Genomic DNA, 12,552 nt, shown 5'->3' on the forward strand with positions numbered 1-12,552 from the left:
CGTCAACGCGGGCTGCAAGCACCGGTGTTCTCCAGTGGACCGTGTCACGGGATCCTGCGGTGGATGTCCGCCAGCAGGTTCCGCATAGCCATGCGGAAGAGCTCGGCCTGATGCTCACCGAGGAAGGACGTGTGCCCGAAGACCTCCAGGGCGACAAGGCCGTGCAGGTGTCCCCATGCGCTCATCAGCAGAGCGGTCGCGGGGGAGGGCAGGTACCCCTGGCCGTAGTGCGGCAGTTGTTCCAAGTAGGCCTGGAGCGACGGCGAGAGCACGGGGACCTCGGCCGCGGCGAGTTGCTCCGCGCTGTACCCCTTGAACAGCTCGCGCTCGAAGATCTCGCTCATCCGGCGTGAAGCCTGCGTCGTCGGGCCGTCGGTGGGGGCCACGTAGTCCCGCAGGGGTGTGCCGTAGAGGAGTTGGAAGCGCTCGGGATGGGCGATGGCCCAGTGGCGGTAGCCCTCGGTCGCGATCACCAGGCGGGGCAGGTCCGGGTCGTCCGACGGGGTGTCGACGGCGGCCTGCACGGCATCGGCCAGGTCGTCGTACGCCTTGGTGACGAGCGCGGTGACGAGGGCGTCCCGGCTCGGGAAGTAGTGGTAGAGCGCCTGCACGGTCATGCCGAGGCTGCGCGCGACCGCTCGCAACGACAGGGCGGCAGGCCCGTGTTCGGTGAGGTGGCGCTCGGCCGCGGCCACGATCTCCTGCGTGGCGGCGGCCCGGCGCCGCTGGCGCAGCGAGGGCGGGGCGGTCGTGACTTCCTCGACGGGCATGCAGCGACCGTACGACGGCAACTCCCTCGGCGCGTCGCGGAGTTCCAAGGTGTGAGGAAAATCTAACACTGCCAAATCTTCTTGCTCCTCACTAACGTCGTGCGCGGCGACGAAGAGCGCCCAGTTGTTCAACTCCGGCCGTTTCGCGCCTTTTTCGACATATGGGCATCGAGCGTATGGACATCAAACGTTCGGACATCTAAGGAGAACAGGCGTGTTTGAACGCATAGCCGAACTGGCGATCCGCCGCTCCCGGCTGGTACTCGTCGTCGCCGTCGTGGCTGTGGCCCTGATGGGTGTGCTGGGTGCCGGAGCGTTCGCCAAATTGTTGGGAGGCGGCTACGACGACCCGGCCTCCCAGTCCTCCCGGGCCGCGAGGGTCATCGACGAGAAGTTCGGCGGGGAGACGAATCTGGTCCTGCTGGTCCGTGCCGACGAGGGGCGCGTCGACACCCCGGGCGCGCAGCGCAGCGGCCGGGACCTGGTGGCCCACCTCAAGAAGGAACAGCACCTCGAGAACGTCATCTCGTACTGGGACACGGGCAGTTCGGACCTCCGCTCCAAGGACGGTCGCGACGCCATGGTGCTTGCCCATGTGAAGGGCGACGACACCGAGCGGGACGAGAACTCGAAGAGTGTCATCGACGCGTACACCGGACCGTACGAGAAGACGCTCACGGTCCGGGCGGGCGGCGGTGCCGCCGTGACCAGCGACATGGGCACCCAGTCGGCCAAGGACCTCGTCCTGGCCGAGTCCATCGCCGTGCCGCTCACCCTCGTACTGCTCCTGCTCGTCTTCGGCAGCATGGTGGCGGCCCTGCTGCCGCTGGCCATCGGAACCATCGCCATCGCGGGCACCTTCGCGGAGCTGTACGTCCTCGGCAGCGTCACCGACGTCTCCGTCTTCGCGATCAACCTGACCACCGCGCTGGGCCTCGGTCTCGGCATCGACTACGCCCTGCTGATGGTCAGCCGGTTCCGCGAGCAACTCGCTTCAGGAGCAAGCGTGGACGACGCCGTCCGGCGCACGGTGAGCACCGCGGGCCGTACGGTCGCGTTCTCCGCCGCGACCGTGGCGGCGGCGCTCGCGGCACTCCTGGTGTTCCCGCAGTACTTCCTGCGCTCCTTCGGCTACGCCGGTGTCGGTGTGGTCGTCATCGCGGCCGTCAGCACCCTGTTCGTCATGCCGGCGCTGTTCATCGTCCTGGGCCACCGGGTCAACGGCGGGCGGCTGCCGTGGACGAACCGTCGCCGCCCCGGCACCCGCGCACCCCTGTGGGGACGGCTGGCCGGCACCGTCATGCGGCGTCCCGCGCTCACCGCCCTGCCCGTGCTCGCGGTCCTGCTGCTCGCGGCGAGCCCGCTCCTCGGCATCACCTTCGGCACCCCGGACGAGCGTGTCCTGCCCGAGGACGCCACCAGCCGCCAGGTCTCCTCCGTACTGCGCGAGAAGTTCGACGGCAACGAGGACTCCGCCCTCCACATCGTCATCGGCACATCCGTGAGCAGGACCCCGCTGGAGTCGTACGCGACCGAACTGTCCGGGCTCAAGGGCGTCGTCCGGATCGAGACCAGCGCGGGAACCTACGCCGCCGGACGGCCGACCGCGACCGACGCCGGCAGCAGCGCCCTCGGCCGCTCCGACGCGCAACAGATCAACGTGGTGAGCACCCTGACACCCAAGTCGGACGCGGCCCAGAGCCTGGTCCGGGATGTGCGCGCGGTCGCCCCGCCGACCGGAACACACCCTCTGGTAGGCGGAGTCGACGCCGTACTCGTCGATTCCAAGCACTCCGTCGGCAGCCGGCTCCCGCTCGCCGTGGCCCTGGTCGCCCTCACCACCTTCCTCCTGCTCTTCCTGTTCACCGGCAGCGTCGTACAGCCGCTGCGCGCGCTGCTCCTCAACATGGTCAGCCTGGGCGCGACCCTCGGCGTCATGACCTGGATCTTCCAGGACGGGCACCTCTCCTCCCTGCTCGGCTTCACGGCACAACCCATGGACGTGTCGATGACAGTGCTGATGTTCTGCATCGCCTTCGGGCTCTCGATGGACTACGAGGTCTTCGTCACCAGCCGGATCAAGGAACTCCACGACCAGGGCGAGGACAACGAGTCCGCCGTGACCAACGGCCTCGGGCACACGGGACGCATCGTCACCGCGGCCGCCTGCCTGCTCGCGGTGAGCTTCTTCGCCTTCGGGACGGCGAAGCTCAGCTTCATGCAACTCTTCGGCCTGGGCAGCGGGTTGGCCATCCTCATCGACGCCGTCGCCGTACGCGGCATCCTCGTCCCCGCCGCGATGCGCGTGCTCGGCCGCTCGGCCTGGTACGCGCCCGGCTTCCTCCGGAAGTTCCACCAGCGGTTCGGTCTGAGCGAGGGCGGTCCCACGTCCGAGCCCGGACTGGTCGAGAGGGATGCGTCCACAGTGCATTAGCCCTAATATGATTAGAGCTAATGTATCTAGCGGGGAGGGCCCGCCCGTGGACCTACGGCAAGTGTTCGACGACCTGGTGCGCTTCGAGACCGACCTGTGGAACGGGATCGACGCCCGGCTCCGGCAGGAGTGCGACGTGACGCTGGGCGGCCTGAACGTGATGCTCGTCGTGGAACGCGCGGGTTCCTGCCGGGTGAACGACATAGCCGCCGCTCTCTCGATCACCGTCGGCGGCGCCAGCCAGGCCGTCGACCGGCTGGAGAAGCTCGGCCACTGCACCCGGCGGCCCCACCCCGCCGACCGCCGTTCCTCGATCGTCGAACTGGCGCCTTCCGGGCGGGAGTTGGTGGCAGCGGCCGGTCCGGTGTTCGACGGCGAACTCGCGACACGGCTGGCCACCCCACTCCCGGACGCTGCGCTCGGGCACCTGGCCCATGCGCTCGCCGTGCTCCGAGCAGCCACCCCACCCAGCCCAACACCCCTGACGAAGGAGACCTGATGAGCCCCGCACAAGCACGAGCCGTGCGCTTCGACGAGTACGGCGACCGTGACGTCCTCCGCGTCACCGAGGTACCGATGCCCCGACCCGCCGCAGGGGAAGTCCTCGTCGAGGTACGGGCGGCCGGCATCAACCCCGGTGAGGCGGCGATCCGTTCGGGCGCGATGCACGAGCGGTTCCCCGCGACCTTCCCGTCCGGCCAGGGCAGCGACCTCGCCGGCGTCGTCACCGAACTCGGCGCGGGCGTCACCGACTTCGCCCTCGGCGACGAGGTGCTCGGCTTCTCCTGGCGGCGCTCCAGCCAGGCCACCCACGTCGTCGTACCGGTGTCGCAGCTCATCTCCAAGCCGGACGCCCTGAGTTGGGAGGTGGCCGGCTCCCTCTACGTCGTCGGCTGTACCGCGTGGGCCGCCGTAGAAGCGGTGGCTCCCAAGCCCGGTGAGACCGTCGCCGTCTCGGCCGCGGCGGGCGGGGTGGGCACGGTCGTCGTCCAACTCCTCGCCGTACGTGGCGCGCACGTCCTCGGCATCGCCTCGCCCGCCAACGCCGACTGGCTCACCGCCCACGGCGCGACCCCGGTCCCGTACGGTGACCGGCTCGCCGGTGCGCTCCGTGCGGCGGCGCCCGATGGGATCGACGCGTTCATCGACCTCTTCGGCCCCGAGTACGTCCAACTCGCCGTAGAACTGGGCATTTCCAGGGACCGGATCGAGACGATCATCTCGTTCCAGAAGGCACAGGAACTCGGCACCAAGAGCGCGGGCAGTGCAGATGCCTCCACCCGCGAGGTCCTCACCGAGATGGCCGACCTCGTCGCCTCCGGCCGTATCGAGATCCCCATCGCCGCGACCTACCCGCTCGACGGCGTCCGCGACGCGTTCGCCGAACTCGAGAAGCGGCACACGCGCGGAAAGATCGTGCTCATTCCCTGAAGCGACCCGGCATCACTTGCTGCCGCGGAGGGCCGACGTGGTCTTCCCGGTGCGTTCGCGCAGCAGCACCCGCAGGGTGTTGGGGTGCTCGTAGCCGACCTTCCTGGCGATGGTCTCCAGGGACAGGCCGGTGGTGCGCAGGAGGTGTGACGCGCGTTCGATCCGCAGGTCCTGGACGAAGCGGATGGGAGACGTCCCGACCGTGCGCTGGACGGAGCGTTGCAGGGTGCGCTCGCTGACGCCGATGGCCTTGGCCGCCTCGGGGATGGTGATGGGCTCGGCCAGATGCTCGCGGGTCCAGACCTCGAAGGCCGCGACGGTGGGATCGCTCTGGGCCAGCGCGCTGGGAATGGTGTACGCGGCCTGCGACGGGCGTTCGTCGACCACGAGATAGCGGGCGACCAGGTCGGCGAGCGCGGGGCTGCCCGCCCGGACGATCGACAGCGCGAGATCGACATGGCCGAAGGCCGCACCGGCGGTGGTGATGCCGTCGCAGCTGATGACCATCTGGCTGTGATCCACCACGACTTTCGGATACCTGTTCCGGAACACCGGCGACAGCCACCAGGTCGTCGTGGCGCGCACGCCGTCCAGCACGCCCGCCTCGGCCAGCAGGAAGGTGCCCGCGCACGCCGAGGCAATGGGCGTGCCCCGCAGCCGAGTTCGCGTGATGAGGTCGCGGACGGGACGGGACACGTCACCGCCGACATGGTCGAGCAGCGCCGAGGCATCGCTCTCCCCGAGCGCCGGTACGACCAGAAGGCCCGCCGTCTCGGCCGCGTCGAGCGGCTCGGGCGCCACGACGAGCCCCGCCCTGGTCCGCACCTGCGGAGCGGGGCCGACCAGTGTCACGTCCCAGGTGGGCGCCGACTCATGGATCTGCCCGCCCAGCGCGTTGGCGTTGCTCAGCACGTCGAGGACCACGGAGAGCCCCGAGTCGAACACCCCGTCGTAGACGATGACCGCTACTCGCATGGCGGGAACACTATCAACCGTGTCGTTTCTGCCGCTGATGTGATCACCGGCCACCGCCATAGGTTCGTGGTGCGCCGGGATTCCGGCGGTACGTACGCAGCAAGGAGTGGTCACAGTGAAGGTCGGTCTGTTGGTACGCATCGAGGCCAAGCCGGAGTACGCCGACGAGGTGGAGGCCATGCTGCGCGGCGCACAGGAGTTGGCCGAGCAGGAGGAGGGCACGGTGACGTGGTTCGCGTTCCGTGAGAACGCCACCACCTTCGGGGTCTTCGACACCTTCGAGGACGAGCAGGGACGCCAGGCACACCTGACGGGCCGGATCGCCGCGGCACTGGGGGAGGTCGCGCAGACGAAGCTCAGCGCGCCGCCGGTGATCGCCCCGGTGGACCTGCTGGGGGCCAAGGTCTCCTGAGCCGAGCTCCCCGCGAACCTGTGTGACGACACCGGCCGCAAGCTCGTCAAGCAGGCATACGCGGGCTGCCTGTAGCGACCCGTGCGATCCGCTACGCGTGACGTGCTGCCCCGCTGTCAGCGGCGCAGCCCCAGCGCGGCACGTCCCGCGTAGCGTGCCTGGTCGCCCAAGTCCTCCTCGATGCGGACGAGTTGGTTGTACTTGGCGGTGCGGTCGGAACGGGAGAGCGAACCGGTCTTGATCTGGCCGCAGCCGGTGGCGACGGCGAGATCGGCGATCGTGGTGTCCTCGGTCTCGCCGGAGCGGTGGGACATGACGACGGTGTAGCCGGCGCGGTGGGCCGTCGCCACGGTGGCCAGGGTCTCGGTGAGGGTGCCGATCTGATTGACCTTCACCAGGATCGAGTTGGCGATCCCGTCCCGGATCCCGGCGCTCAAGAGCGTCTCGTTGGTGCAGAAGACGTCGTCGCCGGTGAGCTGGCAGCGCTCGCCGAGCCGGGCGGTCAGCGCCTGCCAGCCGTCGTGGTCGTCCTCGGCCATCGGGTCCTCGATCGACGCGATGGGGTAGCGGTCGACCAACTCGCCCAGGTAGTCGGCGTGTTCGGCCGGGGTGCGGCGGACGCCCTCGCCCGTGTAGTCGTAGACGCCGTCGTGGAAGAACTCGGACGTGGCCGGGTCCAGGACGAGGGTGATGTCGGTGCCGGGCTTGTAGCCGGTCTTCTCGATGGCGTGGACGACGAAGTCGAGGGCCTCGTCGGCGGTGCGCAGCGCGGGGGCGAAGCCGCCCTCGTCGCCCACGTTCGCGCTGTGGCCGGCGGCGAGCAGGTCGCGGCGCAGGGTGTGGAAGACCTCCGAGCCCATCCGGACGGCCTCGGCGAAGGTGGCCGCGCCGATCGGCGCGATCATGAACTCCTGGAAGTCGAGCGGGTTGTCGGCGTGCGCGCCGCCGTTGACGATGTTCATCATCGGCACCGGCAGCAGGCGGGCGTCGACGCCGCCGATGTAGCGGTACAGGGGCAGCCGGTGGGCGGCGGCGGCCGCCTTGGCGGTGGCCAGGGAGACGCCGAGCAGGGCGTTGGCGCCGAGCCGTGACTTGGTGTCCGTACCGTCCAGCTCGATCATGGACCGGTCCACGGTCGCCTGGTTCTCGGCGTCGAGCCCGATCACGGCGTCCGCGATGCTCTCGTTGACGGCGTCGACGGCGCGCCGAACTCCCTTGCCGTGGAAGCGAGTCGGGTCCCCGTCGCGCAGTTCCACCGCCTCCCGGGCGCCGGTGGAGGCGCCCGACGGTACGGCGGCCCGGCCGAGCGAGCCGTCCTTGAGTTCGACGTCCACCTCGACGGTGGGATTGCCCCGGCTGTCGATGATCTCGCGTGCGACGACCCGGCTGATGGCGGTCACGGTGCGACTCCTCACGCAGGGCCCGCGTCTCTGGCATCGGCGGGCAGTAAGTTCCACTGGGATACAAAGTGGGTCCTGAAAAAGAACTTACTATGGGTGCATGAGGAAGCACAACGCAGATGAGACCTGCGGCATCGCCGCTGCCGCCGCGGTCATGGGGGACTGGTGGAACGTTCTGATCCTGCGGGAGATCGCCCGCGGACACGTCCGCTTCGACGCGCTGGCCGCCGAGATCGGCCTGTCCCGCAACGTCCTCACCGAGCGCCTCGGCCGGCTCGTCGCCCACGGCGTCCTGCGCCGCAGCCTCTATCAGCGACGCCCGGTGCGCTACGAGTACGTCCTCACCGATGCCGGGCTCGCGCTGCTGCCGCTGCTCGTCGCGATGCAGGACTGGGGGGACCGGTGGATGCTCGGCGACGGCGGCCTCACCGCCACGGCCGACACCGACAGTGCCGAGCACACCCGCGTGCACGTCCTCACCGGCACCCGCCTGCCCGAAGACCTCGAACTCCCCGGCACCCAGGGCACGGACCTGCCCGTCGTCCCGCCGGACGCCGCCGCGACCGTGCTGTTCACCTACCCCGGCACGGGCATCGACTGGGACGAGCGGATCCCCGGAGTCGCAGGCTGCACACTGGAGAACCGGCTCTTCCGCGACGCCTGGCCCGACTTCCGCCGAGCGGGCGTGGACGTACGCGGCATCAGCACCCAACTCCCGCACGAGCAGGCCGAGTTCGCCCGCGCGGAGGAGATCCCGTACCCCCTCCTCTCCGACGCCCACCACCACCTGGGCGCGGCCCTGCGACTGCCGACCTTCCGCGGCGCCGGCCGCCTGCGCCACAAACGCCTGATCCTGGTCGTCGACGCCGAACGGACCGTACGGCACGCCCTGTTCCCGGTCGACGACATACCGCACGCCGTCGGGCAGAGCCTGCGGCTGGCCGAGGACTGCGCTCGTGCCGCCTGGGGGCGAGGTTTGTGACGGTTCTTGTGAGCCCTCGCCGTATTTCAGGGGGATACCCGCGTTTCAGGGGGATGTCCGCGCTGCTCTGCCAGCGGCAGAACAGCGGCCGGACCGGGCTCGACGATCACTACAGTCCCGTCTCATGACGACGATTACGACGCGTACGGTCGAGTACCCGGCCGACGGTCTGATGATGATCGGGCACCTCGCGCTCCCGGCCGGTGTCGACCGCCGGCCCGCGGTGCTGCTCGGACCAGAGGGCATGGGGCTCAGCGACGTCGAACGCCGCCGGGCCGATGCTCTCGCCGAGCTGGGATACATAGCGCTGGCCTTCGACCTCCACGGCGGGCGCTATTTGAGCGACCCCGAGGAGATGCTGGCCCGTTGCCTGCCACTGCTCGCTGATCCCGAGCGGATGCGGAGCATCGGCCATGCGGCACTCGACGTGTTGCGCACCGAACCGCGGACCGACCCCGCCCGGATCGCCGCCGTCGGCTACGGCACCGGGGGCGCCGTCGGACTGGAACTCGGGCGCGACGGCGTCAACCTGCGCGCGATCGGCACAGTCAACGCACTGACCACGGGCCGACCGGGCGAGGCGGCGCGCATTCGCTGCCCGGTGTGGGCCGGGGTCGGTTCGGAAGACCCGATCATGCCGCCCGCGCAACGGAACGCGTTCACCGCGGAGATGCAGGAGGCGGGTGTCGACTGGCGCCTCGCGGTCTACGGCGGCGCCCTGCACGCCTTCCACCATCCGCCGGTCGACCACCCCACGGTCCCCGGCGTCGGCTACCACCCGCAGCACGCGCAGCGAGCCTGGCGCGACGTCGTCGACCTGCTCGCCGAGTGCCTGCCCGTGACAGAGGATCCGGGGGCATGACCCGGGCGGACCTGCCGGCCCCGGGCTTGGTCGGCGTCATGCCAGGGACGCCTCAAGCACAGGTTCAAAGATGGGTTCTGAGACAGGCGGGCGGTGCTACGCGAACCCGCCGTTGCTCATGAGGAGTTGGCCGTTGATCCACTGGCCCTCCGGTGAGCAGAGGAAGTCGACGAGGTGGGCGGTGTCCTGCGGGGTGCCGAGGCGGCCGAGCGGCGTCTGACGCAGCACGTGCGCGCGCCCTTCCTCGGTCATCCAACCGGTGTCCACCGGCCCCGGGTTGACCACGTTGGCGGTGATGCCGAGGTGGGCGAGTTCGTGCGCGGCGGCCAGGGTGATGCGGTCCAGGGCGCCCTTGCTGGCGCCGTAGGGAAGGTTTTCGACGGTGTGGTCGCTGGTGAGGGCGATGATCCGGCCGCTGCCCGGAGCGGCGGCGAACCGTCGGCCGTACTCCCGGATCAGCAGCCAGCTGGCACGGGCGTTGACCGCGAAGTGCCGGTCGAAGCTCTCGACGGTGGTGTCCAGCAGACCGGAGTCCACCGACTCGCAGTGGCACATCACCAGGGCCGTGACACCGCCCAGATCGCGTTCGACCTCGTCGAAGACGCGCGCCGGGGTCTCCGGGTCGGCCAGGTCCGCCTCAACTGCCTTGGTGGCGACGCCGTGTTGCGCGAGGGCGTCGGTGATGGCCGAGGTCGCGCCGGGCTCGGAGCCCCAGGCCATGCGTGCGTCGTAGGGAGCCCAGTACGTGAAGGCGAGGTCCCAGCCGGAGGCGGCCAACCGACGAGCGATACCCGCACCGATGCCGACGGTCCGCCCCACTCCGGTGATCAGAGCGAGGGGTCGGGCACCTGGGCGGGCGGGGCGCGGCATCATGGTCCGAGATCGTTCATGATCGGATCCGGTTTGGCAACCGCCTTTTCCGTGGGGCGTGTTGTGCGCTCGGAGGTGACTGTTCGGTGCCTTGGTCGAGTGGGTTCCGGCACTCGCGTCGTTCGGCGCGGTGCATCAGGCCTCGATGCGAAGCCAGGTGTCGCCGGCGCGGAGCCACAGAGATCCGTCACGCCCTTGACCGCAGTGCTTGACGACCCTCCCGGGCACGTGGACCTTGTGCCGTTCTGTCACGGTCCAAGTGTCGCCGAGCAGCTCGGCCCGGACCACTTCGGTCGTCCGCTGGTTGTGATCGCGCCTGGTCAGGACCGCGCGGTCGCCGCGTACGGCGAATCCGTCCGGTCGGGGCCGGGGGCTGGGCCAGCTCGTCACCTCGCCGGTGGCGGGGGTGATCCGCGTGAGGAACGTGCCGCCGCGACGAGTTCCGGAGTACCAGATCAGCCAGACCAGATCGCCCTCGGTGGCGGCGGTGCAGCCCTCCAGAGGCACGTCGGGAAGCCGTCCTTCCGGCGCCCAGATCGCTTCTCCCGCGCCACTCCATCCGGCGAGCCCGGCCCCCGACTCCGGATGCCCGCCGTAGATGCCTTCGTCACCGTGGGCCGTCCAGATCGATCCGCTACGGTCGGTCACCAGGGCAGGGAGGTCGTCGCCGACGCAGAAGGCGTTCTCCTGCGCGCCGCTCTCCAGGGAGAACACCCGGGCGTTCGCCCTCCACGCACCGGTGTCGTCCTTCCGCGTACGACCGCCCGCGATGAGGAGCCGCGAGTTCGGGAGCAGGGCGATGTGACTGGGCCGGACCTGCACATCCTTGATCGGTCGGCGTCGAACCGATCCGTCGGCTTGGCGCAGCACCAACGTCCCGTCGAACGGGACCTTCGGGCCCCACCCCACCCAGCCCTTGATGTAACGGATCTGGTGAAGGTGCCTCCGATGAACGAGCAGAACGGCGAGTTCTCCTGTGGGGCCGGCGGTCCACCACAGAGGGCGTCGCCCTGCCCAGAGATCGATGGCAGGCGGTGCCCAGACCCTCTCCACCTCGACGATCGCCGACATCGCGTCTCCCGTTTTTGCGTGGCACGGCAACAGGCCGTCTGCATAAGCTAGTTGATCGGAAAGCCGCCTTCGCCGTCGCTGCCCGGCGGCGCAAGTCCCGGATCACGGCGACCAGAACATCCCCGGCACGCAAGGAGATCCACATGCCCGGCGACCCCGACCCGTACTCCCACGAGGGGGAGGCGGAGGAGCACGAGCTGACCGGCGGTGGCACCGCCCGTGTCTTCCGTATCGGGCAGACTGTACGCAAGCCGGTCATGCCCTGGAGCCCAGCCGTGCACCGGCTGCTGGACCATCTCGAACGCCAGGGCTTCGAAGGCGCCCCCTCGGCGCACGGAACCGACGAACACGGCCGGACGATCCTGACCTACCTGGCGGGCGACGTCGGCAACTACCCACTGTCCGACGCGGTGCGCAGCGGCCAGGCACTCGCCACCTCGGCCCGCCTGTTGCGCCGCTACCACGACGCGACCACCGGCCTCGCCCAACACCCCGGCAGCGACTGGCAGTTCGACGCGCTAGCGCCCGTCGAGGTGATCTGCCACGGCGACTTCGCCCCGTACAACTGCGTGTTCTCCGGCGAGAGGGCCGTAGGGCTCATCGACTTCGACGCCGCCCGCCCCGGCCCCCGCGCCTGGGACCTCGCCTACGCCCTCTACCGGTACGCCCCGCTCACCCACCCCGACAACCACGACGGCTGGGGCACGACCGAGCAACAGGCCTACCGCGCCCGGGAGTTCCTCGACGCCTACGGCTGCACCCGTGAGGAACGGCAGTCGGTGATGGACATGGCCGCACCGCGGCTGGAGTCCCTCGCGGACTTCATGCGGGAAGGGGCCGCCGCCGGTGACGAGAACTTCCGGCGGCACATCGAGGAGGGGCATCTCGCCCTGTACGTACGGGACATCGACTACATCCGCGACCACGCCGAGGTGTGGGCACGCCTTGCCTCGTGAACCTGCGTGCCCCTGTGGGCAGTTGGAGTGGATCTTCGGCGGGGATCCTTGCCCCGAAGGACCTGGCGGGGGCATCCCGGCTGCGGTTAGACAACGATGATCGCGACTCCAGGCCAGGAAGTGAGCACGTGCACGCCCGAGACGAAGTCCGCCCGCAGGAAGCCGGAGCCCGGCGTACTTCGGTGAGCGGCCCCGCAGTCCATACCGTCACGCCTTCGCACGAGTTGCTGTCGCTCCAGGGCAGGGCGGGCAACGCCGGGGTCGTACAGATGCTCAGCGAAGGAGGGCACTCCTGGGCCGGACGGGCAGCTGACCCCGCTCCGGCCGTGCAGCGGGCGGTGGTTCAGCGCAGCAAGTTGTCGCACGGGAACATCTCGTTCACCAACGTG

At 69.8% G+C, this 12,552-nt stretch carries 12 protein-coding genes; 7 read left to right on the top strand and 5 right to left on the bottom strand.

All coding sequences use genetic code 11. The features are described from left to right. Positions 1 to 44: 44 nt before the first annotated feature. On the bottom strand, positions 45 to 770 hold the full coding sequence (locus SPR02S_RS06740) for a TetR/AcrR family transcriptional regulator (RefSeq protein ID WP_019056176.1): 726 nt from the start codon (positions 768 to 770) through the stop codon (positions 45 to 47). A 214-nt stretch (positions 771 to 984) separates the two neighbouring features. On the opposite strand from SPR02S_RS06740, the gene SPR02S_RS06745 reads away from it, so the two are divergent. Genes SPR02S_RS06745 through SPR02S_RS06755 form a run of 3 tightly spaced genes read left to right on the top strand, consistent with a single transcriptional unit; the run spans position 985 to position 4,635 of the window. After that, positions 985 to 3,204: an MMPL family transporter gene (locus SPR02S_RS06745; protein ID WP_019056177.1), complete on the top strand. Its 2,220-nt coding sequence runs from the start codon at positions 985 to 987 to the stop codon at positions 3,202 to 3,204. 46 nt (positions 3,205 to 3,250) lie between these two features. Continuing rightward, positions 3,251 to 3,703: a MarR family winged helix-turn-helix transcriptional regulator gene (locus tag SPR02S_RS06750; protein ID WP_026150294.1), complete on the top strand. Its 453-nt coding sequence runs from the start codon at positions 3,251 to 3,253 to the stop codon at positions 3,701 to 3,703. Further along, positions 3,703 to 4,635 carry an NADP-dependent oxidoreductase gene (locus tag SPR02S_RS06755; RefSeq protein WP_026150295.1) on the top strand — a complete coding sequence of 311 codons (933 nt, stop codon included), beginning with the start codon at positions 3,703 to 3,705 and terminating at the stop codon, positions 4,633 to 4,635. Before SPR02S_RS06750 ends, SPR02S_RS06755 begins: the two co-directional genes overlap by 1 nt. Positions 4,636 to 4,647: 12 nt before the next feature. On the opposite strand, the gene SPR02S_RS06760 is transcribed toward SPR02S_RS06755, so the two are convergent. Continuing rightward, positions 4,648 to 5,610: a GlxA family transcriptional regulator gene (locus SPR02S_RS06760; protein WP_019056180.1), complete on the bottom strand. Its 963-nt coding sequence runs from the start codon at positions 5,608 to 5,610 to the stop codon at positions 4,648 to 4,650. 115 nt (positions 5,611 to 5,725) lie between these two features. Here SPR02S_RS06760 and SPR02S_RS06765 point away from each other — a divergent pair, with 115 nt between their 5' ends. Next, positions 5,726 to 6,022 (top strand): putative quinol monooxygenase, encoded by a 297-nt coding sequence (locus SPR02S_RS06765; protein WP_019056181.1) that lies wholly within the window; start codon positions 5,726 to 5,728, stop codon positions 6,020 to 6,022. A gap of 116 nt (positions 6,023 to 6,138) precedes the next feature. Here SPR02S_RS06765 and eno read toward each other — a convergent pair whose 3' ends face one another. Continuing rightward, positions 6,139 to 7,422, bottom strand: a complete 1,284-nt coding sequence (eno, locus tag SPR02S_RS06770; protein ID WP_019056182.1) for a phosphopyruvate hydratase — start codon at positions 7,420 to 7,422, stop codon at positions 6,139 to 6,141. 100 nt (positions 7,423 to 7,522) lie between these two features. Here eno and SPR02S_RS06775 point away from each other — a divergent pair, with 100 nt between their 5' ends. Then, positions 7,523 to 8,404 carry a winged helix-turn-helix transcriptional regulator gene (locus SPR02S_RS06775; protein WP_019056183.1) on the top strand — a complete coding sequence of 294 codons (882 nt, stop codon included), beginning with the start codon at positions 7,523 to 7,525 and terminating at the stop codon, positions 8,402 to 8,404. 124 nt (positions 8,405 to 8,528) lie between these two features. Beyond that, positions 8,529 to 9,266, top strand: coding sequence for a dienelactone hydrolase family protein (locus SPR02S_RS06780; protein WP_019056184.1), 738 nt, complete (start codon positions 8,529 to 8,531; stop codon positions 9,264 to 9,266). A gap of 96 nt (positions 9,267 to 9,362) precedes the next feature. Here the strand turns inward: SPR02S_RS06780 and SPR02S_RS06785 are convergent, their stop codons facing one another. Together SPR02S_RS06785 and SPR02S_RS64720 are read right to left on the bottom strand one after the other, a co-directional pair. After that, a complete protein-coding gene (locus tag SPR02S_RS06785) occupies positions 9,363 to 10,139 on the bottom strand; it encodes an SDR family oxidoreductase (RefSeq protein ID WP_019056185.1) in 777 nt (258 codons plus the stop codon). Positions 10,140 to 10,271: 132 nt separating this feature from the next. Further along, the gene (locus tag SPR02S_RS64720) at positions 10,272 to 11,207 is read right to left on the bottom strand and encodes a hypothetical protein (protein WP_019056186.1); all 936 of its coding nucleotides are present in this window, start codon (positions 11,205 to 11,207) and stop codon (positions 10,272 to 10,274) included. 143 nt (positions 11,208 to 11,350) lie between these two features. Here SPR02S_RS64720 and SPR02S_RS06795 point away from each other — a divergent pair, with 143 nt between their 5' ends. Next, entirely contained in the window at positions 11,351 to 12,163 is an 813-nt protein-coding gene (locus SPR02S_RS06795; protein ID WP_019056187.1) for a phosphotransferase enzyme family protein, read from the top strand. The last annotated feature ends 389 nt before the right edge of the window (positions 12,164 to 12,552 follow it).

The sequence above is a fragment of the Streptomyces prunicolor NBRC 13075 genome, from assembly GCF_000367365.1.
GTDB classification, from domain to species: domain Bacteria; phylum Actinomycetota; class Actinomycetes; order Streptomycetales; family Streptomycetaceae; genus Streptomyces; species Streptomyces prunicolor.